Below are 23,575 nucleotides of genomic sequence, written 5' to 3'. Positions count from 1 at the left end.
CCAGGCGCCCACCGGGCGCCTGGCCTTACGCGCATGTCCTGAAGGTCAGCGGACGCGGATGGCGTCGGCGATCACGACGAAGCCCTCGGCGGCCCAGCGCGACACGACGACCTTGTTCCAGCCGGCCTTGAAGTTGTAGGTGCCGAGCTGGACCCACTTGCCGCCGTTGGTCTGCTGGTTGGCGTTGACGGTGCCGAGCTTGACGCCGGCGCTGTCGAACACCACGAACGGGGCCGCGGCCGAGCGGTTGGTGCCGGAGGTCCACCAGGCGTCGATCGTCTTGCTGCCGGCGGCCGACAGGTAGAACGAGAACTCGGCGCCGTCGGACACCGGCGCGGTGTTGGCGAACCAGTAGCCGCTGCCGTAGAAGCCCGGGGTGGCGGCCGTCGAGGTCCAGTTGGCCGACACGGTGACCTTGGCCTTGGCCGGGTCGTTGTTCGACGCGTTGCTGTCGACGATGATCGTGCCCGACGGGACCGGGTCGGGGTTCGGGGCCGGCGGCTGGGCGCCGCAGTACTCGTTGACCTTGTTGAGGTAGGTCGTCCACGGCCAGTTCGCGCCCGGGTCGGTGCGGTTGTACGGCTGCAGCTGCGCGTGCGCGACGATGTGGTACTTGTCGCGCACGACCCCGTGACCCTTGGTGATGTCACAGGTCAGCTTGGCCGACTGATTGATCAGGTTCGAGTTCCAGGTCTTCTGGCTGGCGAAGCCGGCGTGCTCGATGCCGACGGTGAAGTTGTTGCAGTTGTAGCCCTCGAGCCCGCACTCTTTCTTGGCGTTGAGGTCGCAGTCGTAGGTGGCGCCGATGTGCCAGGCCTTGTTCGACTCGCGGACGAGCTGGGAGATCTCCGAGCCGTCCTCCTTGACCACATAGTGGGCGCTGACGCCCGACTGCGAGTTGGCCAGCCAGCCCCAACAGCCGGAGTAGTTGCCCTCGCAGGTGTGGATGATGACCATCTTCACCTTGCCGGTCTCGCCCGCGGGCCGGGCGCTGTAGTTCGGCGAGGCGCGCCAGATCGAGCCGGCGTAGTCGGGCCCGGGCGCGAGCGTCGGGTCGCTCGGGGTGGTGAAGTCGGGGACCACGTGCGCCTCGGGCTTGAGCTGGGCCACGGGGGCGCCGGCCAGGTCGAGCACGTCGATGCCGCCCTGGATCGGGCCGTAGACGTCGTGGTGGATGTAATTGACGAGCGCGTCCTCGACGGCGATGTCGCTCATCGAGGCGATCGCCGGGGCCCACGCGCCGAGGTCGTCGCGGTCGAACTCGAGGTCGTCGGCGTAGCTGCGCAGCACCGCCGCGGCGGCGCGGATGTTGGTGCGGCGGTCGTTCTTGACGTCGTCGAGGCTGGCGTCGATGAGCCCGGCGCCGAGGCCGAGGTGCTCGCCGCGCAGCGCCATGATGCCGTACGCGGGCTCCTGGCCCTCGAACTCGGCCTCGCCGGCGATCATCTGCCACTGCGTCTCGGCGTAGCTGACGGCCTGGAGGATCGTCATCGGCACGCCGAACTCCTCGGCCGCGTCGCGGAACTCGTCGTCGAGCCCGCCGAACTGCGCGCCCGGATCGATCTCCGGGACATCCTCGTCAGGGGTGGTCTCGTCGTCGGCGTCGACGCCCAGGTCGGCGTCGCTGTCGGCGGGCTGGTCGTCGCCGTAACAGGCGGGCACGAGGAGGGCGAGGCTGGTGAGGATGCGGAGCGAGCGAATCGTCATGGCGGAACCTTCGAGTGCGGCGATACGTTGCCCTGCGCGCGTGAGGCGACACGTCCTCACGCGCAGAGCCGCGAGCGACACGTCGCAGCCCCGGGCGGCCGGAAAACGGCCATCACAATGACACCATCGTCCTTACGCCGGCTCCCTTGCGGGCGCAAGAGGGGCGCCGCACGGAGCCGCATCGGAACCGGTCGCAGGGCGGTACCAGGCGCCGTATCCGCGCGATTCGGGGCGCCGTCGCGACGACCTCACGGCACACCCGCGAGAAACCGGTGATCGAAACCCGCGAGGTCGTTACTCCTTACGCGCACGGCTCGGACGTGCGCACCGCGCCCACGCAGCCGCGTTCCCGACGCAGAAGACGGGCTTCGCGCGCCGGAGATGCAGCTGTCTCGAAGGACAGATCGCTGGCGTCAGCCGCCGGCTGTCCCGAAAGACATGTCGTCCGATGACCGCCGACGTCGCCGATCGCGGGCGTGCGCGCGGTGCGGCCCGCAGGGGGCCGCGGCTGTCCGTCCATCACGCGCTCGGCCTCATCGCAGGTTTGCGGTGAAGAACGTGAAAAGCTCCTCGGCCTGCTCGAGCCGCTTCGACAGCCGCGACGCTCCGTGGCCGCTGCGGGTGTACACGCGGAGCAGCACGGACGCGGGGCCGGCCTGCGCGGCCTGCAGCGCCGCGGCGAGCTTGTACGAGTGCAGCGGCGCGACCCGGACGTCGTGGTCCGAGGTGGTGATAAGCATCGCCGGGTAGCGCGTCCCCGGGCGCACGTTGTGCAGCGGCGAGATCTTGCGCAGCACCGCGGCCTCCGCGGGCACCTCCGGCGAGCCCATGTCGCCGGCCCAGCCCGCGCCCTGGCCGAACAGGTGGAAGCGCAGCAGATCGTGCACGCCGACCACCGGCACGACCGCGCCGAACGCGTCCGGGCGCTGGACCACCGCGGCCGCGACCAGCGTGCCGCCGCCCGACACACCGGTCGCACCGAGCCGCGACACCGAGGTGTAGCCGGCGCTGACCAGGTGGTTCGCCGCGGCGAGGAAGTCATCGATGCCCGTCTGCCGCTTCTCACGCACGGCGGCCTGATGCCAGGCCTCGCCGTACTCCCCGCCGCCGCGCACGTTGACCAGCGCGAACCGCCCGCCGCGTTCGAGCCACGGGATCGTCGATGCGTCGAAGTACGGCGTGGAGGAGACCCCGCCGAACCCGTATGCGGTCATGATCGCCGGGCTGGTGCCGTCGCGCGGCAGGCCGCGCTTGCCGACCACGAACATCGGGACCCGGGTGCCGTCCCGCGACGTCACGAACACCTGCTCGGTCTCGAATTGGGTCGGGTCGAACGCGGTGCTCGGCCGCTTCCACGCCGTCAGCGCGCCGCTCGCGGCGTCGTAGCGGTAGACCGCGCCCGGCACGGTGAAGCCGGTGAAGTAGGCCGCGCCCTCGCTCGCGCCAGGCTCGGCGGCGGCGAAGTACGCGGTGCCGAGCCCGGGCAGGCCGATCTCCCGCAGCTTCTCGCCCCGCAGGTCGTACGCGACCGCCTCGGTGTGCGCGTCGACCAGCGAGGTCACCACCAGCTGGCGCCCGATCTGGATCACGTCGTGGATCGCGTGCGGCCCCGCCGGGACCACGGTCTGCCACGCCGCGCGCTCCGGCCGGCGCACGTCGATCGCTACCACCCGCTTGTTCGGCGCGTCGGCCGTGGTCATGAACAGCAGCCGTGGACCGTCGCTGCCGGCGAGGATCAGCTCGGTGTCGAAGTCGTCGACCAGCAGACGCGGAGCCGCCGTGGCGCCAGCCCGCAGGTCGAGCGTGGCGATCCGCTCGACCCCGCGGTCGCCGACCTGGCCGTCGCCGATCGTGATCACCAGGTAGCGGCCGTCGGGCGTGACCTCGAGGTCGAACTGCCAGGTCGGGTGCTCGGGTCGCGCGAACACCACGCGATCTTCGCTCGTCGGCCGGCCGAGCCGGTGCACGTGCACCGCGTGACCGTAGTCGAGCGCCTTGATCTCGCCGCCTTTCGGCGGCGCCGGAAACCGGCCGTAGAACACGCGACCGTCGCGCGTGAACACCGGCCGGTAGTACTTCACGTGATCGAAGGTCTCGGGCAGGTCTTTACCGGTCGCCAGGTCGCGCACATGCCAGGTCGTCCAGTCGCCGCCGCCCTCGGCGAGGCCATACGCGAGGTACTTGCCGTCGGGGCTCACGACCCAGCCGGCGAACGTGAACCGCCCGCCCGCCGACACCGTCTCCGGGTCGAGCACGACGGTCGCCGCTGCGTCGAGCGCAGGCGCGGTCATCAGCACGGCCTGGTCGCGCACGCCGTCGCGGTAAGTCCAGAAGTAGCGCCCGCCGCGGCGCACCGGCACGCCGAAGCTCTCGTAGCGATGGACCACCGCGAGCCGCTCACGCAGGGCCGCGCGAGCCGGACCGCTGCCGAGCGCGCCGTCGGTATGACGATTCTCCGCCGCGATCCAGGCCGAGAGCTCGTCGCCGTCGTCTTCGAGCCATCGGTAGGGATCGTCGGCCGGCTCGCCACGCCGGGCCTGCGGATAGGCAGCGCGCGGGTCGGGCGCGACCTCGGCCGTGGCCGTGGGCGTCGCCGCAGCGGGCGAAGCAGGCGAACGGACCGGGGTGGCGGGCGAACAGGCCGCGAGCGCGAGGCCCAGGAGCCCCCAGGGGACGTGGCGAAGCATGGCGAACTCAATACATCACGAAGTGCGCGTCGGCGTCCAGTCGCTCGCGGGGATCGGGTCGGGGGCGCGGCGACCCGGTGATCGCCCTGGCGAATGAGTGGCATGTCCTTCGAGACATGTCGACGGATGCGGGCGCGGCCGCGCGAACGACACATTTGTCGTGTCCCTTCGCAAGCCGCCGCGCTGGAAAGGGCGGGCGAGACGTTCTATCTTGCCGGCCATGAAATGCGACCGACTCTTACTCCTCGGGCTCCTCGGGCTCGGCCCCGCCTGTAGCTCCGACAAGGGCGATACCACCGAGAGCGAGACGAGCGACGCGACCACCGAGCCGGGCACGACCGGGCCGACGACCTCCGGGACGGAGACCGGAGAGACGACGACGACCGGGCCCGGGACCACGGAGACGCCGACGACGACCTCGACGACGACCTCGACGACGGACGAGACGACGACCGACGGGACGACCGGGGGCGGCTTCCCCGACGAGCTGGCGATGGGCTGCGGCTTCACGCGCCCGTGCGACGACGTCCTGCTGCTGTGCGGCAACGATTCATGGAGCCCGGAATGCACCGAGGCGTACACGTCGGAGACCCAGTGCGCGCTCGAGCAGCTGGCGGCCGGCGCGGGGTTCCCCCTGCGCTACGACGTCAACGGGTTCAACGGTGAGGAGGAGTGGTACGACCTCGTGTTCGACGGGGAGGGCGGGGCCCTGCGCCAGAACTGGCTCGAAGACCCGGGCTCCCTCGAAGACGCCCCGGAGGGCCCGGTCGAGCGCTGCGTCCTCAAGCCGGTCGACTTCTTCGCCGACTGCCTGACCCTCGCCGACGACGATCCGGCGCACGCCCAGTGCATGCTGTGGACGGCGTGGTTCGAGAGCTGCGAGGCGGCGGACGAGCCGATGTGCCCGACGCTCTGAGTCTCATGGGACATGTCCTTGAGGGCATGTCCCATGGACACTGCGATCACTGGCAGGTGATCGAGGTGACCTGGGTGCCGTCGTTGCACTGCCAGTAGTTCAGCTGCTGGTTGAGCCAGTTGCCGTCCTGCCAGTCGCACCAGTGCCACACGGCCTCGTCGTAGCCGGTGCAGCCGAACAGCCGGCCCTGCGGCGGGTCGCACGGGCGATTGCCGTAGCCGACCTGGCCGCTCCAGCCGGAGAAGCCGAGCTGGATGCACCAGGCGTTGTAGTCGTTGCCGCCGTGCTGCGCCGGCACCCCGTTCTCGACCGTGCCGTACTTGATGAACGGGTTGTTGCAGGTCTTGTTGTTGTTGGACACGCTCTCGCAGCGGGTGAACTGCTGGTTGGTGCCGTTCTGCGGGCACCAGCCGGTGGTGAAGTTGCCGCCGCACTGCGGCGCCTCGATCTGGCACGAGGCGCTGCAGCCGTCGCCGCCGGAGGCGTTGCCGTCGTCGCACTGCTCGACGCCGGCGTACACGAAGGTGTCGCCGCACACGGCCGCCTGACAGTTGATGCAGGCGTCGGTGCTGACCGCGTTGCCGTCGTCGCAGGCCTCGCCCATCTGCACCACGAGGTCGCCGCAGCTGGCGGCGATGCAGGCGTTGGAGCAGGCGTCGTTGTCGACCGCGTTGCCGTCGTCGCACGCCTCGCCGGGGCCGAGGAAGCCGTCGCCGCACTTCTGCAGGGTGCAGTCGCTCTTGCAAGTGGCAGTGTCGGCGTTGCCCGCCCCGTTGTCGCACTCCTCCATGCCCGCGAGCATGCCGTCGCCGCACACCGGCTCCGACTCCGGCACGCACACGTCGTTTTCGCAGACGAGGCCGTCGTTGCAGGTCTGATCGGCGTAACAGGCGCAGAACAGGCCGCCCTCGGGGCAACCATCGGTGCCGGCGCTGGTCGCCTGTTCGGTGGTGGCGACCGCGGTGGTGTCGGTGGCCGGCGCGTCGGTGTCGCTGACGGCGGTGGTGCCGGTGCTCGTCGTGTCGGTGGTGACGTCGACGCCGTCGGTCTCGGTCGCAGGCGCGGAGGTCGAGCCCATGCCGTCGGTCGGCGTGGTCATCGACGAGGTCATCGACATCGGGTTCGACGAATTCGGTGCGCCGGTGAAGGCGGTCCCCTGCGGGTCCTCGCCCGAGGCACAGGCGGTCACACCGAAGACGCACAGAACCAGGTTCACAGGCCAAAAAGCGCGCGTCACGACGATCGACGGTAGGGCGTTGCGCCGGCGAGGTCAACGCGGACGGCGCTGGTTGAAGCCGAGCGCGGGCGCGAAGCCGACCGCGCTCGCAGGCCTGGCTGTCTCGAGAGACAGGTGCCTGAGGATGGCGCGAGGGCTCGTCCGACGCAGACCGGGGTTCGCCGCAGCATCGCCGCGGGCGGGCCTGCGGCCCCGGAGCGGGCGTTGCGGAGCGGGGGCGAGGACGTCGAGCTCGCGCAGCTGACCGGGGCCGCCGACGGCGTGGGCGCGCCGCGTTCAACATCACGCGTCGGCGGCTCGGGATCTCGAGGCCGGGGCGCTCGCGCGCGAGACAGTCGAGGCTCCGGCCCGCGATACGTGAATCGATCGGCGGGATCGCCACGTCCGGGGTCGCACGCTCGGGCGCGGCCGATCCGCCCTGCGTCGTGGCGGCGGAGGGCGAGGTCGTCGCGCGGGCAGAGCGGGCGCATGCGCCGCAGAGGAGGCTGTTCTCGCCAGGATCGCGCCTGAAGGCGTGCGGGCGGGTTCACGCCGCGGCAAAGCTTGCGGGCGCCCGGGCATCGCCAATGCTCGCAGCGTCCATGCGTAGCTCGATCGCGGTCCTCACGCTGCTCGTCGCCTGTACCACCTCGCGCAGCGATCGCACCGACGCGCCGACCCCGGCGGAGACCGCGGATTACAGGGTGGAGGAGTTCGCGGTCGGGCTCGATCGGCCGTGGGCGCTCGAGTTCCTGCCGGACGGGCGCATCCTGCTGACCGAAAGGCCAGGTCGGTTGCGGATCGTCGCGGTCGACGGCTCGGTGTCCGAGCCGCTGGCGAACGTGCCGGAGGTCGCCGCGGAGGACCAGGGCGGGCTGCTCGACGTGGCCCTCGCGCACGACTTCGCCACGTCGAGCCGGATCTACCTCAGCTTCGCGGAGCCGCGCGAGGGCGGCTCGGGCACCAGCGTGGCCGCGGCGACGCTGCGCCTCGACGCGACGCCGCGGCTCGAGGACGTGGCGGTGATCTTCCGCCAGCAGCCGACTTTTGATAATGGCAAGCACTTCGGCTCGCGGATCGCGGTGGCGGACGACGGCGCGCTGTTCGTCGGCCTCGGCGAGCGCTTCACCGACGAGACCCGCGAGAAGGCCCAGACCCTCGACAACCACCTCGGCAAGGTCGTGCGGATCAAAGGTGACGGCTCGATCCCGGGCGACAACCCGTTCATCGACGAGCCGGGCGCGCTGCCGGAGATCTGGTCGATCGGCCATCGCAACATCCAATCGGCGGCGATCCACCCCGAGACCCGCCAGCTGTGGATCGTCGAGCACGGGCCGAAGGGCGGCGACGAGGTCAACCTGCCCGAGCCGGGCAAGAACTACGGGTGGCCGCGCGTCAGCTACGGCGTCAACTACGACGGCACGCCGGTCGGCACCGGCAAGTCCTCCGGGCCCGGCTTCGTCGAGCCGCTGTACTACTGGGTGCCGTCGATCGCGCCGAGCGGGGCGATGTTCTACGCCGGCGATGCGTTCCCGGCCTGGCAGGGCGACCTGTTCGTCGGGGCGCTGGTCGAGGAGCACCTGTCCCGCCTCGACCTCGAAGATGGCCGCGTGGTCGGCGAGGAGCGCCTGCTGGGCGACCTCGGCCAGCGCATCCGCGACGTGGCACAGGGACCCGACGGGCTGGTCTACGTGCTCACCGACAAGGAGAACGCGAAGATCCTGCGGCTCTCGCCGACCGAGTGAGAGACAATGGCTGGCTGACCGGAAGGCCAGGTGCTAGCAATCTGTCGGAGCCGCGTCGGCTCGCTCAGAACACCGACGCTGCCACGTAGGGCTCGCTCCACAGCGTGACCTGCAGCGTCACTGCTTTGAACCACGCCGCGTGCATGGCCTCGACGTCGGCGGCGGCGTGCCCCTTCTTGGCCAGGAACGGCTTGATGGTGGCGGTGATCGGGACGATGAAGGCGATCAGGTAGCGGAGGTGGATCTGCGGGGCCGCCGAGGCCACGCCGTCGGTGCGGTTCTTCTTGGCGGCGGTGTGGCGCAGGCCGATCTCGTGCTGATAATCGAGCCAGGCGCGGTCATACTGGGCGCTGCAGGTGTCGCGGATCCACTGGCCGAAGCGCTGGCGCACGCGGCCGAGGTACTGCGCGTCGGGGCGACCGTCGGCGCCGCTGAAGTAATGCACGAGGTGGGCGTTGGCGCCGACGAAGCCGTACCAGACGTCCAGGATCGCTTCGACCTGGTCGCCGAGCACTTCACCTGCGAGTCGCAGGTAACGGAGGTCCTCGTCGCCGAGCAGGACGGTCTGCTTGAGCAGCGCGAAGTCGGCGTCCGTGACGGGCGAAGGCGCGACCTGGGGGGTGCCGTAGGTGTAACCGGGGATCGAGGTCTGGGACATGCTCGTCGATATGGACGAGTTCGCCGACCGCGAACATCCGACCAAGGTCGGGTGTCGCGGCCCTTGAGGCCGCGTGATTCCCGAGAGTGATTTCCTGCGGTGATTCGTGGGAGAGACACTGACGCGACGTCAGGGCTCGTCGGGTCGCAGGTCGAGCCTGGCCTGCGAGGTCTGCGGGTCGTAGGGGAACGAGACGTGCTGGTGGATCATCTGCCAGGCGCCGCCGATCTTGCGGAACACCCGGGTGCCGCGCGACCAGCTCTCGACCTGCGCCTGGCCGGGCTCTTGCGCTTGCATGCGATTGAGGCCCCAGGTCACCGCCAGGTCGCCGCAGACGAGCACCCGCAGGTCGGGGACGTCCCAGGCGATGCCGCCTTGCGTCGCCTCGAAGCCGCGCCGGCACACCTCGCGCACGGCGTCGACGCCGACGAGCTGGAGCGGGGCCTCATGCTCGTACGACACCACGTCGCGGGCGATCGGCGCCATCGAGCCCTCGAGGTCCCGGGTGGCGGTGGCCTGCGACCACGCCCGGAACAATGCGCGCAGCTCGGCCTCGGCGGCGCCGCTGGTGGCGATGTGTCGCGCGAGCTTGGCGAAGCACTCGTTCCAGCCCTCGGCGTTGCCGTCGCGCCGCTCGGCCGATTCGAAGCCGGTCTGGTGAAAGCGCACCTGGGTGGCGTTGCCGACCGCGGCGAAGGTGACTGTCACGACGGTCTCGGGGCCCGCGCTGCTCTCGCTGACCTGGGTGAGGGTGAACGACAGGCGATCGGGGCGCGAGACCTCGTTGAAGCGCCCGCGCTCGCTGAACCGCGCGCCGCGCTCGGAGCGGTACTCGACGCGCCAGCTGCCGTCAGGGCGCGCGTCGACCTCGCAATCGGTGGTGCTGTGACCGTTCGGCGCGAACCATTCGCGGACGTGCTCGGCGCGGATCCAGCTGTCGAACACCAGCTCGCGCGGGGCGTCGAACACGCGCACGATCTCGATCTCACGGTCCTGTGAATCATCCGGTCGGGTCATGGTGCTTGCCTTTCTGCCGCCGCTTCCACCGCTCGTCCAGACGGTCGCAGCGGCGGTTCGATAGTCGCCTGTAGCCCTCGATCCAGCGGTCGATGGCGGCCAGCGGCTCGGCGGCGGAATGGCTCGGCAATCGCTGCGCGCCGCGCTCGCGGGTGACGAGCCCAGCAGCCTCGAGCACGCCCTGTGCTTCGACAACGCCCGCACCGTCGTGTCGAACGACTCGGCGAGCTCCACCCCCCGAGGTCTCTCCCGCGCGCAGGTCGGCGAGGGTCTCGCAACACGGTTCGAGAACCAGCTAGTTGTGGAACGCATCGTTTCTTCAGCAATGCCCCGAGGCTTCTTTTCTAAAAAAGAATGCGACGCGGCGTCGCTAGGAGCTGCACGACAGTCGAGCCCGGTCGGGCGCATGCGGGGGCCAGCGCCCGCGATCTTCGACACCATAGCGACTGCGCAATCCATGCGCACGACGGGTTCGCGGAGATCTGCGCACCCGGGTCGTTCCTCGGGTCTGTCTTTTCAGCCAGATCGATGCCGAGGGCCGCAGGTCGCGCGACCGGCCGACACCGAGCTCTACGGTGGCGGATCGAGCGTCGCCATCGCCCTGCGGAGCTGCCGCTGCCGGGCGTTCGCGGAGCGAGCGGTGACGATGCCGAGGATCACCGCGTACTGCTGCGTCTTGCCGAGCCCCGCGAACGTCTGCGTCGCTCGCGGGCTCGCCGCGAGGGCGGCAGCGAGGTCGGGCGGGACCGTCGCGTCGCGCTGTGACTCGTAGGCCGCGGCCCAGCGTCCGTCGGCCTTCGCGGCCTCGACCTCGGCCAGACCGCACGGTCGCAAGCGCCCGGCGGCGAGCAGCGCCTCCACCTTGGCCACGTTGATCTGCGACCATCGACTGCCGCGCCGGCGGGGCACGTACTTCTGCAGGTAGTAGACCGCGTCGTGGGCCTTCCTCTGGCCGGAGATCCACCCGAAGCAGAGGCCGACGTCGACGGCCTCGTCGCTGGTCATCGACGGCACGCCGGACCCCTGCTTGGCCAGCTTCAGCCACACGCCGGCGCGCAGCCCGGCGTGCTCGCCGAGCCAGGCCTCAAACTCGGCGGCGCTGCGGAAGGCGACCACCGCGGCCTCGCCGATCGCCGCGGCGGGACGGTCACCGCTGCGCATCGCGCCTCCCGAGCATGTCGAGGTAATGGCGGTTGTACATCACGCCGAGCACGTTGCCGAACGGGTCGACGACCGAGGCGGTGACGAACCCGGGGCCGCGCTCGGTGATCGGCTCGAGCAGCTCGGCGCCGCGCGCGAGGAGGCGCTCGAGGGCCGCGGGAAGATCGTCGACGTGCCAGTACACGATCGTCCCGCCGCGCTCCGCGGCCAGCCCGGGCGGCGCGAAGCGTCGGTCGATGATGCCCAGCTCGTGTTGGTAGTCGCCGACGCGAAACTCCACGTAGCCCGGCCCGCGCCCGACCGCCTCGCTGGTGAAGTAAGGCCGGGTGCCCAGCAGCTCGGCGTACCAGCGGACGGCCGCCGGCAGATCTGCGGCCCACAGGTTGAACGTGCTCAGTCCTCTCAGCATGGAAAAATCTCCTCTCGTGTTCGCCGGATGACAGTGCAGGGAAAAGGTGACAGAATCGGTCACATTTGAAGCGCGAGCCCGTCACCGACCGCCTGGACCGCACCCTCGGCCTGCTCGCCTCGCGGCCCTCGTGGACGGCGCGCGAGCTGGCCGAGGAGCTCGGTGTCTGCGTGCGCACCGTGCGGCGCGACCTGTCACGGCTCGCGGCGCGCGGCGTGGCCGTCGAATCGGAGCGGGGGCGCGGCGGCGGGGTGCGGGTGCCTGCGCGCTCGGGCCTCGGTCGCGTGCAGCTCGACGCCGCGGAGCTGCTCGACCTCTTGCTCTCGCTGGCGCTCGCCGAGCGGCTGCGCTCGCCGCTGCTGCTGTCCACTGTGGGCGCGCTGCGGCAGAAGCTGACCGCCGCGTTCCCGCCGGAGGAGCGGGCCCGGATCGGCGCCTTGCGGCGACGGATCCTCGTGGGGCCCACCTCGGCGAACATCACCGCCTCGTGGAAGGCCCCGCGCGCCGCGGTGCTGCGCCCGATCCACGAGGCGTTCTTCCACCAGCGCGCCCTGGGGCTCACCTACCGCGCCAACGAGCGGAGCACGGAGCGCCTGGTCGAACCCCACTACCTGCTGCTGAGCTGGCCTGCGTGGTACCTGCTGGTCTGGGATCACCTGCGCGGCGCGGTCAGGGCCCTCCGCGTCGATCGCATCGAAGCGGCGAGCGTCGCTGCGGCCACGTTCCGCGTGCGCAAGGCAGAGGCGATGGTCGCCTCCCTGGGCGAGCTCTTCACCCAGCTATAGGCGCGCGGTGGACACCTGCGCCGCCCCGCGGGTATCATCCGCGTCGATGGCGAATCGCTCTCATCTCTACACGTGTGACGACGTCCCGCCGAAGGACGGCTTTTACGCCCGCGGCCTCAGCGAATACAACTGGGACATCCCGCTCGTCCACAAGGTGATGATGGCGAACGCGCCGCGGGTGGTCCGCTCGGCGATCTGGGCCCGCGACATCGGCGTGCTCGCCGAGCGCGCGGGGGCGTTCGAGCGCACCCTCGCGTTCTTCGCCCGGATCGGCGAGGGCGAGCTGCCGGCGCGCGACGGCTTCGACGCCGAGCTCGCAAAGATGCGGGCCTTCCTCGGGGCGGCGCCGCCGACGAAGTACCTGCTGCTCGAGGCCGGCGAGATCTTCGACATCAGGGGCGGCGACCTCGTCGAGCACGCGCGCCGGCTTGTCGTCGAGATCACGGACCTCGGGGCGTGCGTCGACCGTGCGATCGCGGGCGGCGAAGCGCCCTGGCTCGCCCAGCTGCGCGCGAACTGGCAGAAGGCGGCGCGCCCCGGCTGGTGGAGCGAGGTGCTGTATTACAGCTTCGAGCCGGCCGAGGACGCGGGCGAATCGTCGTAGTCGCGCCGCGCGTCACCACGTCAGGTGGAAGCGCTGCGCGTTGGTCCCGTTGCAGTCGTAGTGCCACAGCTGGACCCCGTTGGCGGTGCTGCCGTTCGGCACGTCCATGCAGCGGCCGTTCATGCCGACGAACGAGCCGTTCGGCTGCAGGCGCCACTTCTCGCTGTCACCGCCGTCGCAGTCCCAGATGTGGTGGCGGTCGCCCTGGTCGCCGTCGCCGCCGTCGATGTCGTAGCAATAGGACGTGTCACCCCAGGCGCGGAGTTGGGTCTCGTCGCTGTAGATCCACCGCTGGTCGATCCCGTTGTCGCACGTCCACTGGACGATGTCGGTGCCGTCGTCGAAGTCGGCGTTGCGCACCTCGAGGCACTTCTGGCTGTTGTCGTTGACGATCTCGAACTGCACCGGGACCGAGCTGCGCAGGCCGACGAGGGGGATCTTGCCGCCGAAGGTGTCGCCGTTGCCGCGGCTGATCATGGTCGCGCCCCAGCCGACCGCCAGGTACATGCGGTAGAACTCGTCGTGCTCGTAGTCGCTGCTCCACAGGTTGACGAGCTGGTTGTTGTCGTCCGCGTTGCTGGTGATCTCCGGCCAGTACTTCGGCGAGTCGACGTTGCCGCAGATGACCCACTTGTTGGTGCCGTACTCGTCGAAGTCGTTGGCGTTGCCCCACGAGTCGAAGTCCTCGGCGCTGCCCGCGTTGGGACAGACGAAGAAGTTGGCGCCCGCGCCGTGGCGGCGGACGTAGTTCTCCATCATGTCGTTCTTGTCGCCGATCGGCCCGCCCATGATGAGGACGACGACCTTGCCCTTCAGGGCTTCGAGCGTCGGCCAGCCCGTCTGGGCCACGCCCTGGCGGATGCTGTCGTAGGCGGTGAACATGCGCAGGTCGTCGGGCCGGTACAGCTTGCTGCCGAGCACCTCGGCGACCTGCGCGTGCAGCTCGTCGTACTGCCCGTCGCCCCAGCCGTAGGGGTTGAGGGTCTTGAGGTCGATCTGCACCGTGATCGGCAGGTGCCCCGGGTTGTAGTCGCTCCAATTGCGGATGTCGTGCAAGCAATCGCGCAAGAAGCCGCCCTGACCCCAGCGACAGTTGTTGCCGGTGTCGCTGGCCCAGGCGTCGTGCTTCACCGGGAACTGCCGGGCCCCGTTGACCGTCTTGAACTCGTGCACGTCGATCTCGAGCGCGCGGAAGCCGTTCCACAGCGCGTAATCGAGGGCGGGGAACTGGGCCGTGCGCTCGTAGGTGTTGTGCGGGCGGGCGAAGTACACGTTGTCATAAGGATCGCTGTCCCAGTAGACCCACGCGCTGGGCGCGTCCGCGCGGGCGCTGCCGGGGCCGACGGTGAGGGCGAGGAAGGCGCTGACCAATGTGAGCGGGACGATCTTGGAATGCATCGAGTACCTTAGGGTAAGAGAGGATGAAGGGGTAATGGCGTGACGCGCCGGCGAATCGCGCGTGCAGCCGACGGCTGCAAACACGTCGTGGGTGTCGCAGGACGACCCCGGCGGCGTGACGGCGACGTGCGCCTGGACGTGAGCGTACGGTTGGACCCCCGCGGATCGCGGCGAGTTTCTCGCATTCCGTGAATTGCGGCGAAACGCGAGTGAGGCGGCGCATCCTCCTTATAAAGAGGTCGCAGCCGTGTCCTGCGATTCGTCATACGCACAGGCGGCGTGATTTCGAAAGCACGTGGCGCGGACAGACAACCTGTCCTCGTTGCATTCGCCGGGAATAAGGTCAGAGTGATCCGACGGTCATCATCTCGTGCCCCAGGTGGTGACCGGGCTTGTGTGTGCTCGGGGCGCGCGTCAGACGACAAAGAACCGGCGAGCGGCCGTGGCCGACCCGGAATGAGGAACTTAGCCATGAACAAGTCGATCAAGATCGAGGATCTGCGCGAGCAGGAGGACAAGCGCGAGCTGAGCGACGAGGCGCTCGAGCTCGTCGTGGGCGGCCAGGCGCCGGCCACCAAGACCGACGATCAAGGCGGCGACACCGACGAATACGCGTGAGCGTGCTCGGCGGAGACTTCCACGCAATTGAACCGTGAATCAAACCTGAAAGAGGAAATAGCCATGAAGAAGACCATCGAGATCAAGGACATCATCGAGACCGAGGACGGGCGCGAGCTGAGCGACAACGAGCTGGAGCTCGTCACGGGTGGCCAGCAGCCCACGGCGCCCAACACCTCCCAGGACAGCTCCGCCAGCGGCGAGACCGACGACCACTAGCGCGCCGCGGCAGGGGCCGCGCATCGCAGGACGACCCTGAACACCTCTCTACCACCTGCGCCGACGACGGCGACGACCTGTGAAGCGCGGTCCATGCTGCCCGGGAGCACGTAGCTGCCGGGCGAGGAGAGGGGGAGCGGCGCGAGAGGCCGCTCCTCCTCTCCTACACCTCCGACTTTTTTAAAAGAAAGAAACTATGATCATCATCCTCACCGGGCCGACCGATCCCCACGCCGACGCCGTCATCGAGCGGCTCGAGCGGCGGGGCGCCGAGTACCTGCGCTTCGACGAAGCCGACTATCCCGCGCGGGCGAACCTGTCGTTCGGGTGCGCGCCGGACGGCCGGACCGCGACGATCCTCCGCACGCAGGAGCGCAGCGTCGATCTCGAGCGCGTCTCGACGATCTGGCGCCGCCGGCCGTCGCCGCCGGAGGCGCCTGCCGCGGTCCAGGACCCCGCGTGGCGTCACTACGTGGAGCTCGAGTGCGAGGCGATGCTCACCGCCGTGTGGCATACGCTGCCGTGCCGGTGGCTGCCCGCGCCGACCTCGGTGCTGCGCCGCGCCGACCTCAAGCCGCTCCAGCTCAAGCTCGCGGCCGAGCTCGGGCTCGAGCTGCCGCCGACGCTCATCACCAGCGACCCGCAGGCGTTCCTCGACTTCTACCGCGAGCACGACGGCGACCTGGTGAGCAAGCTGCTCGGCACGGCGATGACGAAGGCGCTCAAGGGCTCGCAGCTGGCCCGCTTCACCCAGCGGGTCACCCGCCGCGACGTCGGCTACGCGGACACTATCCGCTACGCGCCGATGATCTTCCAGGCCTACGTGCCGAAGCAGGTGGAGCTGCGCATCACCGTAGTCGGCGAGCAGGTCTTCGCCGCCGAGATCCACTCGCAGAAAGCCAACCGCACGCGCGTGGACTGGCGGCGTTATGACATGACCCACACCCCTCATTACCCGCACACCCTGCCGGACGACGTCCGGCGCGGCTGCCTCGAGCTGGTGCGGCGGCTCGGCCTCCGTTACGGCGCCATCGACATGGTGCTCACGCCCGACGGCAGGTACGTGTTCCTCGAGATCAACCCCAACGGCCAGTACCTGTGGATCGAGACGAGCACGGGGCTGCCGATCAGCGACGCGATTTGCGACCTGCTCATGGAGCGCGAGGCGGCCTGAGCGCGCAGGAGGATGACGACGTGAACAGCGAGATCAGCAAGACGACGATCGAGATCCTGGACGAGATGGTCCGGCTGGCCGGCGAGCGGCTGTCGCCGCGAGAGGGCGAGCGGCGCCTGCGGCAGGTCGCGCGCGACCACCGAAGCGTCGAGTTGGACGTGCTCTGGGAGCAGGAGGCGATGAACGGCGGCGTGCACTACGACGCGCTGCTCCGCGTACCCGGCCAGGGCACCGTGTCGGTGGGCTACTGCCCCGATCGCGGCGTCCCATGGGCCCTGCGGGGCGCGTTCCGCTGGAGCGAGAACGAGATGCTGCGCGTCAACGAGAAGCGCATGACGATCCCCGACGTGGTCGCGCTCCTCGACTTCCTGTGGGACACGCCCTACCTCACCGATCGGCTGGTCGAGACCGCGCTGGTCGCCGAGGCCCTGGAGCGCGACCCCGCGGCGTTCGAGCCGACGCGCGAGGAGCTGCAGACCGCCGTGGACGGGTTCCGCAAGCGGCGCGGTCTGTTCACGGCCGAGGCGACGATGCGCTGGTTGGAGCAGCACGGCACCACGGTGCAGAGCCTCGAGCAGCTGGTCGACGGCTTCGCGCGCGCGACCAAGTTGCGGGACCACGTGACCGCCGGGCGCGAGGAGGCGTACTTCGCCGAGCACCGGGCCGAGTTCGACACCGCGGTGATCGCCCGGATCGTCGTCCCCGGCCGCGAGCGCGCGCTGTCGCTGTGCGCGGGCCTCCGCGCGGGCGAGGTGGACCTGCTCGACGCGGCCACGACGGTGCTGCGGGCCCCGGGGCGGACCGACCTCCCGTGGCAGCAGCCGCCTCCGCTGCTCGCTCGCGTGCGGCGCGGCGACCTGCCGGAGCAGCGCGCCGCGGCGATCTTCGGTTCTGCGCCCGGCGCGGTGCTCGATCCGCTCGACACGTCTGCCGGTTACGAGGTCCTCGTGGTGCGGGCGCTCGAGCCCGCGACCTTCGATCCCGCGACGCGGCGGGCGGTCCGCGATCGCCTGTTCGAGGCGTGGCTGGCCGAGCGCCGCGCTGCTGCGAAGATCCAGTGGATCTGGGGTCAGCAGCCGTGAGCGGCAGGACGGATCGGCACGGGCGCGAGGTCGCCGAGTAGGCGGATCGACGGGGCGCCTGGCCGCGCCCGCCTCTATTTATGCAGTCGGGTGATGTACTGCGCGCCCTGGTAGGTCTCGAACGTCGTGCCGTTCGGGCACTCGGGGACCTTGCGCTTGCTCAGGCAGGCGATATCGGTGAGCCGGCCCTTGCCGTGGCAGAGCAGGCCGTTCGGGCCCCACACGGCCTCCACCGGGTCCATGGCGTGTTCTGGGCTGGGGCCGTGGATCCCCCAGCGGTCCTCGAGCACCAGCTCCACGCCGGGCTTCGTGTGCGATTGCCCGTCGTAGCAATAATCGGCGCGGAGCACCCGGATGGCAGTCTCGAACAATTCGAGGTCCCCCTGCGATCTCGCCCAATCATAGTACCCCAGGTCCGCGGCCTTGCCGGTCGCGCCGGTGTCGCAGGCGAGGTAGAGCAGCCCCGGGACCTCCGAGACCTCGCCGTTGTCCTCGTCGACGCTCAGCCCTGACAGCACCCGCGCGTGGCCGGGGCCGTACTTGCCCTCGGGACAGTTCGGCAGCTCGGTTTCACTCGTTTCACCCTTGTGGTGGTAGAACTGGTAGTGCGGCACGGCGCCCTCGTCGTCGATGTGGAGCAGGAACATCGGGATCTCGAGCAGGCCCGAGCTGAAGCTGATGATCCACTGCGACCCGAGCAGCGCCTCGCCGCTGTACTTGTGGCCGAGCCAGTCGTAGCCGACCAGCTCGCCCCCCTCCTCCGCCAGCTGCAGCACCTCGATGTTGCCCGCGAGGTTGACCGAGTCGAGCCCGGGGCCGACGTGCGGCTCGCCCAGCGGCTCGAGCTCGGAGAAGACCTGGTTGTCGAGCGCGTGAGTGTTGAACACGGTGCCGCCGCCCGAGTTGCCGCCGGTGATCAGGACGCCGCGCAGCTCGACGTCGTCGTCTTCGGGGGCGCAGGCGATCAGCAGGAGGGACGCGAGGAGGGAGGCGACAGGGGACCGCAAGTCAGGACGCATGCCGGCGGCCTATGCAAGTCCCGGGCCTGGGGTGAAGGCGCGGGACCGCGCCGATTTGCCGGGCCGCGGTCACGCCGTTAGCCTCCCGCGGTGACCCGCGAGCCCGTCGCGCCGCCCGAGGCCCCTTCGCAGGGCCCGGCCTCCCTCGCGACCGCCACCACCGCGGTCGATCCCGCGGCGCCTCCGGAGGTCCCTTCGCGGGACACGGGGCCGCTCGGGTCCGCCACCACCGGGGTTGCCTTGCCGCCGCGGGCCGCGACCGCCTCCTTCGGGCTCGCCGAGCCCTCCCGGGTCACGCTCGCGCCCGACGACGCGCTGGCCGACGAGCTCGAGCGGTTCGATCGACCCGCCGCCGCCCCGGTGCGGCTCGGTCGCTTCACCGTGCTCGAGCGCCTCGGCGAGGGCGGCATGGGGGTGGTCTACGCCGCCTACGACGAGCTGCTCGACCGCAAGGTCGCGCTCAAGCTGCTGCACCACGACGGCGGCCGCAACGACGACCGGCTGCTGCGCGAGGCCCAGGCGATGGCCCGCCTGTCGCATCCCAACATCGTCTCCGTGTTCGAGGTCGTCAGCCTCGGCGCGCAGCACTTCATCGCCATGGAGTTCGTGCGCGGCCAGAGCCTCGACGCCTGGCTGGCCGCGAAGGCCCGCGGCTGGCAGGAGGTGCTGCCGGTGCTGCTCGCGTCCGGTCGCGGGCTCGCGGCGGCGCACCGGGCCGGCATCGTCCACCGCGACTACAAGCCGCACAACACTTTGGTCGGCGTGGACGGCAGCGTGAAGGTGGCTGACTTCGGGCTCGCGCGGGCCTTCGACACCGGCGAGGTCGAGCCGGCGCCGGTGCCCGCCTCGTCCGGGCGGCGGATGCTGCAGCTCGCGCTCACGCGGGCCGGCGCGGTCCTGGGCACGCCCGCGTACATGGCCCCCGAGCAGCACGCCGGCCTGGCCTGCGACGAGCGCAGCGACCAGTTCAGCTTCTGCGTCACGGCCTACGAGGCCCTGTACGGCGCGCCGCCGTTCCCGCGCACCTCGGTGGCGGCCCTGCGCGCGGCGATCGAGCGCGGTGAGGTCCAGGCGGCCCCGCCCGGCGCGACGGTCCCGGCGTGGCTGCGGCGGGCCGTCGTGCGTGGCCTGGCGGCCGACCCGGCGCGCCGCTATCCGTCGATGGACGCGCTGCTGGACGCCCTCGCCCAGGACCCGGCCCGCGCCCGCCGCCGCCGCCTCCGCACCGGCCTGTTCGGCGCCGCCCTGGGCGCGTTCGGCTTGCTCTGCGGCTGGTTCTTCGCCGCCTCCGAGGCCCAGGCCTGTCCCGACGGCAGCGCCGCCCTGCGCGGCGTCTGGGACGACTCGCGGCGCGAGCAGCTGGGCGCTGCCATGCTCGCCCTGCGCCAGCCGTTCGCCCCCGCCACCTGGGCCCACCTCGAGGCCCGGCTCGCCGCCTACGCCGCCGACTGGGCGGACATGCACGACGACGCCTGCCAGGCCCACCGCGCCGGGCGTCAGTCGGACACCCAGTACGACCTGCGCATGCGCTGCCTCGAGCTGCGGCGCACCGACCTCGCCGCGCTCACCGACGTGCTCGCCCAGGTCGACGGCGAGACGCTGCAGGGCGCCGCTCTGGCCGCCGACGTCTTGCCGCCGATCGCCGCCTGCGGCGACCTCGACAGCCTGCTCGCCGATCCCCTGCGCCCGCCGGGAGACCCCGCGGTCGCGTCCGCGGTCGCGCGCTTCCAGGCCGGCCTCGCCCGCGTGCGCGCCCTCGAGAGCACCGGCCTCTACGACCGCGCCGTCGCGGCCGCCGACGCCCTCGCGCCCGAGCTCGCGGCCACCGGGCATCGCCCCTTCGCCGCCGAGCTGGCGCTGTACCGCGGCCGCGCCCTCCTCGCCAGCGACCCCGCGGCCGCCGACGAGGCCTTCACCGCGGCCTTCCGCGACGGCCTGGGCAGTGGCCACGACCGCGTCGCAGCCGAGGCCCTGGCCCGCCGGATCTACGTCCGCGGCTACCGCTTCGGCCAGCCCGCCGACGCCGCCCGCGACCAGGAGGTCGCGCTCGCCCTGCTCGGCCGCGTCGACGACCCTGACGCCCTGCGCGGCGAGCTCCTCAACAACGCCGGCGCCGTGGCCCTCGGCCAGAGCGACTGGGCCCGCGCCGAGGCGCTGTTCGTCGCCGCGATCGCGGCCAAGACCGCCGCCGTCGGACCCGATGCGGGCGAGCTGGTCTACACCCACGCCAACCTCGGGACCCTGCGCAACGACCTCTACCGCACCGGGGCCGCGATCGAGGCCCTGCGGCCCGCGCTGGCGATCGGCGAGCGGGCGTTCGGCGCGGCCCATCCGACGGTCTTGCTGGTGCGCGCCAACCTCGGCATGGCCTACCTCAAGCACCGCCGCTTCGCGGACGCCGAGGCGATCCTGCTCGGCGTGCGCGCCGACGCCGAGGCCCGCCCCGACCCCGACCACGGCGCCCTCGCGTTCGTCGAGCAGCAGCTCGCGTGGCTGGCCACCCTGCGCCGGAGGCCCGTCGAGGCCCTCGACCACCTCGCCGTCGCCCGGACCTTGCTCGGGCCCAGCGACGCTTCGCTCGCCGCCGCCAACATCGCCGTGTTGCACGCCCACGCCGCCGCCCTCGCCGGGGACGGTGAGACCGCCCGGCAGCACCAGGCGCGCGCCGAGGCCGTGCTCGCGCAGACGCTCCCGCCCGGCCATGCGCGGCACCTCGAGGTGGGGTGCGACCGCGCCGAGATCGAGCTGACGCTCGGCCGCCCCGCGGAGGCCCTGACCGTCGCGCGCTCCGTGGCGCAGCAGCTGAGCCGCGTCCCCAGCCTCGGGCTGGCGCTGGCCCGCGCCCGCCAGCTGGAGGCGCGCGCTTGCCGGGCGCTGGGTCGCCATGACGAAGCGCTGGTCGCCATCGAGGCCGCCGTCGGCGTGCTCGCCGAAGTCGTCGCCGAGGACAACCCGCGCACGGCCGAGGCGCTGGCGCTGCTGGGCCTCAGCGAAGCGGCCACGGGGCGCCGCTCGCAGGCGCATGCACACCTCGAACGCGCGGAGCAGATCTACGTCGCCGAAGCCGACGCCGACCTGCCGGCGCTGGCGCAGGTGCGCTTCGATCGCGCCCTCCTGCTCGCCGACGACGACCCGGAAGCCGCGCGTCGCCTCGCCGAGGCGGCGCTCACGGTGCTGGCCGCCGCCGACGGCTACGCGAGCGAGGCCGAGGCTGTTCGCACGTGGCTCGCCGCCCGCTGACCCGGCCGCGCGGCCTGTCGTCTGCGAGGCCACACCGATGCGCCGGTTGTGGACGGCGCGTCCACGACCTCCGCGTTCGTGAGCTTCAGCGACGAGAGCGTTCAGGGCGCAAGGCCGGGGGCGCGATCGCGGGCGTCGTCGACGTGCTCGACCCGTCGAACGCCTCGCACGCGATCGAGTACGACATGTCTCTCGAGACATGTCATGTGCGCCGTCAGAAAGCGTCGGGGCGGATCCGTGCGACGCCGACGCGTCGCTCCTCACATATGTCCCTTAGGACATGTGATCGATTCGCCTCACCCGGCGCGCACGTGGCGGAAGGTGACGTTGAAGCGCGGCTCGGTCACGCCGCGTCGGCGTGGGAGAGAATGCTTGTAAAATTGCTGGCAGGTGCCGCGCATCACCAGCAGGCTGCCGGACGCGAGCACGACCTCTTGCAGCTCGCCGGAGCTCTTGTGGCGCAGCTGGAACGGCCGCGCGGCGCCGAGGCTGAGGCTGGCGATCGCGGAGCCGGCGACGAGGTCGCTGACCTTGTCGGCGTGCCAGCCGATGTAGTCGTCGCCCGTGCGGTAGAGGTTGACGAGGGCGTAGTTGAAGGGGTGGCCGCAGACCGCGGCGATCCGGTCGCGGGCGGCCCGCAGGTGCGGCGGCCACGGGTGCGTGGTGCGGTCGACGCCGGCGTAGCGGTAGTGCAGGCCGTCGTCGCCGAAGGCGCACACCATCCGCGGCGAGTCGATGGTCTTGCCGTACATCACCACGCGGTCGCGGTCGAAGCGGTCCTGGACCTGCGCGAGCTCGGCGAGCAGCGCGGTCCGCTCGCCCGCGCCGAGGAACTCGGCGTCGTAGTCGACGAGCGCGCCGTCGACGTCGGCGATGATGCGGACCTGGCTCATGTCACATGTCCTCGGGAACAGGGAGCGCGCCGGACGGCGAGGCCCTACATGGTACGCCGCGGCGGGCGAGAAGCGAACGGCAGATCGCAAACCCGCGGTCGTCCATCGCCGGCGACATCGGCCCTGGAGGCAGTCGCGGCGCGATCGCTCAGCCGGGCTCGACGTCTGCGGGGTGCGGGGTGCGGGTGCGCTCGCGGCCGGCGGCGTCGGCGAGGCGGCCGAAGCGGGCCGCGTTGGCGACCGCGCACGCGCGCGGGTCATTATTAAAAAAGACGAAGACGTCGCGGCGGTCGGCGTAGAGCCGGGAGATCCGCGCGAGCCACGAGGCCAGGGCAGTGACGCCGTAGCACGGGCGCGGGGCGGCGGTGCCGCGGTGCAGGCGGACGTAGCCCCAGTCGGCGGTCCGCTCGAGCGGGCCCTGGGGTCGGCCGTCGACATCGGTGAGGCACAGCGCGACGTCGCGGCGGCGCAGGGCGGCGAAGGTCTCGGGGGTGAACCAGGACGGGTGGCGAAACTCGATCGCCAGGCGCTGACGCGCGGGCCACACCGCGAGGAAGTGCTCGAGGCGCTCGCGGTCGCAAGCCATCCGCGCCGGCAGCTGGACCAGCACCGGGCCCAGCTTGTCGCCGAGCCGGCAGGCCCGCTCGAGCAGGCGAGCGATCGGCTCCTCCGGATCTTTGAGGCGCTTCATGTGCGACAGGAAGCGGCTGGCCTTGGTCGCGATCACGAAGTCGGCGGGGGTGTCGCGGCGCCAGGCGGCGAAGGTGTCACCGTCGGGCAGGCGGTAAAAACTGTTGTTGAGCTCGACGGTGCGGAAGGCGGTCGCGTAGTGCGACAGCCAGCGGTGCTGCGGCAATTCGTCGGGATAGAAGCGGCCGCGCCAGTCGCGGTATTGCCAGCCGGAGGTGCCGATCCACAACACGCGCCCGGCCTTGACACAGGCCGTGACGCGGGCAACCGCGAATGGATTGCGCGCAGCGGCGACGGTCGGGCCCGGTTGTCGCGCGGAGGCTGTTTGCTAAGCACT

The 23,575-nt window shown here is 71.1% G+C and carries 21 protein-coding genes; 9 read left to right on the top strand and 12 right to left on the bottom strand.

The genetic code is table 11. The annotated features are described in order from the left end of the window. Positions 1-45 precede the first annotated feature (45 nt). Together OV090_RS16545 and OV090_RS16540 are read right to left on the bottom strand one after the other, a co-directional pair. Positions 46-1,707: an N-acetylmuramoyl-L-alanine amidase gene (locus OV090_RS16545; RefSeq protein WP_267704647.1), complete on the bottom strand. Its 1,662-nt coding sequence runs from the start codon at positions 1,705-1,707 to the stop codon at positions 46-48. A 533-nt stretch (positions 1,708-2,240) separates the two neighbouring features. Then, on the bottom strand, positions 2,241-4,394 hold the full coding sequence (locus tag OV090_RS16540) for a prolyl oligopeptidase family serine peptidase (protein ID WP_267704646.1): 2,154 nt from the start codon (positions 4,392-4,394) through the stop codon (positions 2,241-2,243). A gap of 220 nt (positions 4,395-4,614) precedes the next feature. Between OV090_RS16540 and OV090_RS16535 the strand changes: the two genes are divergently transcribed. Further along, on the top strand, positions 4,615-5,310 hold the full coding sequence (locus tag OV090_RS16535; protein WP_267704645.1) for a hypothetical protein: 696 nt from the start codon (positions 4,615-4,617) through the stop codon (positions 5,308-5,310). Positions 5,311-5,356: 46 nt separating this feature from the next. Here OV090_RS16535 and OV090_RS16530 read toward each other — a convergent pair whose 3' ends face one another. Continuing rightward, positions 5,357-6,409, bottom strand: coding sequence for a DUF4215 domain-containing protein (locus OV090_RS16530; protein ID WP_267704644.1), 1,053 nt, complete (start codon positions 6,407-6,409; stop codon positions 5,357-5,359). A gap of 719 nt (positions 6,410-7,128) precedes the next feature. Here OV090_RS16530 and OV090_RS16525 point away from each other — a divergent pair. Continuing rightward, positions 7,129-8,271 (top strand): PQQ-dependent sugar dehydrogenase, encoded by a 1,143-nt coding sequence (locus OV090_RS16525; RefSeq protein WP_267704643.1) that lies wholly within the window; start codon positions 7,129-7,131, stop codon positions 8,269-8,271. 64 nt (positions 8,272-8,335) lie between these two features. Here the strand turns inward: OV090_RS16525 and OV090_RS16520 are convergent, their stop codons facing one another. The 5 genes from OV090_RS16520 to OV090_RS16500 all read right to left on the bottom strand — a co-directional run bounded on the left by OV090_RS16520 (position 8,336) and on the right by OV090_RS16500 (position 11,516). Next, complete coding sequence (locus OV090_RS16520; protein ID WP_267704642.1) at positions 8,336-8,929, bottom strand: protoglobin domain-containing protein; 594 nt, start codon at positions 8,927-8,929, stop codon at positions 8,336-8,338. 129 nt (positions 8,930-9,058) lie between these two features. After that, complete coding sequence (locus tag OV090_RS16515; protein WP_267704641.1) at positions 9,059-9,946, bottom strand: SRPBCC domain-containing protein; 888 nt, start codon at positions 9,944-9,946, stop codon at positions 9,059-9,061. Then, positions 9,930-10,124 carry a hypothetical protein gene (locus tag OV090_RS16510; RefSeq protein ID WP_267704640.1) on the bottom strand — a complete coding sequence of 65 codons (195 nt, stop codon included), beginning with the start codon at positions 10,122-10,124 and terminating at the stop codon, positions 9,930-9,932. The genes OV090_RS16515 and OV090_RS16510 overlap by 17 nt, the downstream gene beginning before the upstream one ends. 392 nt (positions 10,125-10,516) lie before the next feature. Continuing rightward, on the bottom strand, positions 10,517-11,107 hold the full coding sequence (locus tag OV090_RS16505; protein ID WP_267704638.1) for a YdeI/OmpD-associated family protein: 591 nt from the start codon (positions 11,105-11,107) through the stop codon (positions 10,517-10,519). Beyond that, positions 11,094-11,516, bottom strand: a complete 423-nt coding sequence (locus OV090_RS16500; protein WP_267704636.1) for a VOC family protein — start codon at positions 11,514-11,516, stop codon at positions 11,094-11,096. Before OV090_RS16500 ends, OV090_RS16505 begins: the two co-directional genes overlap by 14 nt. A 65-nt stretch (positions 11,517-11,581) precedes the next feature. Between OV090_RS16500 and OV090_RS16495 the strand changes: the two genes are divergently transcribed. Beyond that, the gene (locus tag OV090_RS16495) at positions 11,582-12,301 is read left to right on the top strand and encodes a WYL domain-containing protein (RefSeq protein ID WP_267704634.1); all 720 of its coding nucleotides are present in this window, start codon (positions 11,582-11,584) and stop codon (positions 12,299-12,301) included. A gap of 46 nt (positions 12,302-12,347) precedes the next feature. Next, the gene (locus tag OV090_RS16490) at positions 12,348-12,905 is read left to right on the top strand and encodes a hypothetical protein (RefSeq protein ID WP_267704632.1); all 558 of its coding nucleotides are present in this window, start codon (positions 12,348-12,350) and stop codon (positions 12,903-12,905) included. A 12-nt stretch (positions 12,906-12,917) separates the two neighbouring features. Here the strand turns inward: OV090_RS16490 and OV090_RS16485 are convergent, their stop codons facing one another. After that, positions 12,918-14,303 (bottom strand): Ca2+-dependent phosphoinositide-specific phospholipase C, encoded by a 1,386-nt coding sequence (locus tag OV090_RS16485; RefSeq protein WP_267704630.1) that lies wholly within the window; start codon positions 14,301-14,303, stop codon positions 12,918-12,920. A 471-nt stretch (positions 14,304-14,774) separates the two neighbouring features. Here OV090_RS16485 and OV090_RS16480 point away from each other — a divergent pair, with 471 nt between their 5' ends. From OV090_RS16480 to OV090_RS16465, 4 genes are all read left to right on the top strand, one after another. Continuing rightward, entirely contained in the window at positions 14,775-14,921 is a 147-nt protein-coding gene (locus OV090_RS16480) for a hypothetical protein (RefSeq protein ID WP_267704629.1), read from the top strand. Between the two features lie 63 nt (positions 14,922-14,984). Beyond that, positions 14,985-15,140, top strand: coding sequence for a hypothetical protein (locus OV090_RS16475; RefSeq protein WP_267704627.1), 156 nt, complete (start codon positions 14,985-14,987; stop codon positions 15,138-15,140). Positions 15,141-15,336: 196 nt separating this feature from the next. Beyond that, the gene (locus tag OV090_RS16470; RefSeq protein ID WP_267704625.1) at positions 15,337-16,314 is read left to right on the top strand and encodes an MvdC/MvdD family ATP grasp protein; all 978 of its coding nucleotides are present in this window, start codon (positions 15,337-15,339) and stop codon (positions 16,312-16,314) included. A gap of 20 nt (positions 16,315-16,334) precedes the next feature. After that, positions 16,335-17,396, top strand: a complete 1,062-nt coding sequence (locus OV090_RS16465; protein ID WP_267704624.1) for a TIGR04500 family putative peptide maturation system protein — start codon at positions 16,335-16,337, stop codon at positions 17,394-17,396. 74 nt (positions 17,397-17,470) lie between these two features. Here the strand turns inward: OV090_RS16465 and OV090_RS16460 are convergent, their stop codons facing one another. Next, the gene (locus OV090_RS16460; protein ID WP_267704622.1) at positions 17,471-18,403 is read right to left on the bottom strand and encodes an ADYC domain-containing protein; all 933 of its coding nucleotides are present in this window, start codon (positions 18,401-18,403) and stop codon (positions 17,471-17,473) included. A 102-nt stretch (positions 18,404-18,505) separates the two neighbouring features. On the opposite strand from OV090_RS16460, the gene OV090_RS16455 reads away from it, so the two are divergent. After that, positions 18,506-21,655: a serine/threonine-protein kinase gene (locus OV090_RS16455; protein WP_267704621.1), complete on the top strand. Its 3,150-nt coding sequence runs from the start codon at positions 18,506-18,508 to the stop codon at positions 21,653-21,655. 296 nt (positions 21,656-21,951) lie between these two features. Here OV090_RS16455 and OV090_RS16450 read toward each other — a convergent pair whose 3' ends face one another. Both OV090_RS16450 and OV090_RS16445 read right to left on the bottom strand, forming a co-directional pair. After that, the gene (locus OV090_RS16450) at positions 21,952-22,548 is read right to left on the bottom strand and encodes an alpha-ketoglutarate-dependent dioxygenase AlkB (RefSeq protein ID WP_267704620.1); all 597 of its coding nucleotides are present in this window, start codon (positions 22,546-22,548) and stop codon (positions 21,952-21,954) included. A gap of 148 nt (positions 22,549-22,696) precedes the next feature. Further along, positions 22,697-23,470 carry a DUF72 domain-containing protein gene (locus tag OV090_RS16445; protein ID WP_267704619.1) on the bottom strand — a complete coding sequence of 258 codons (774 nt, stop codon included), beginning with the start codon at positions 23,468-23,470 and terminating at the stop codon, positions 22,697-22,699. Positions 23,471-23,575: the final 105 nt, after the last annotated feature.

Origin of the sequence: Nannocystis sp. RBIL2, from assembly GCF_026626745.1 — a bacterium.
Lineage (GTDB): Bacteria > Myxococcota_A > Polyangia > Nannocystales > Nannocystaceae > Nannocystis.
Note: the sequence above shows the minus strand (reverse complement) of the source record. Positions and strands in the feature narration are given on the sequence as shown.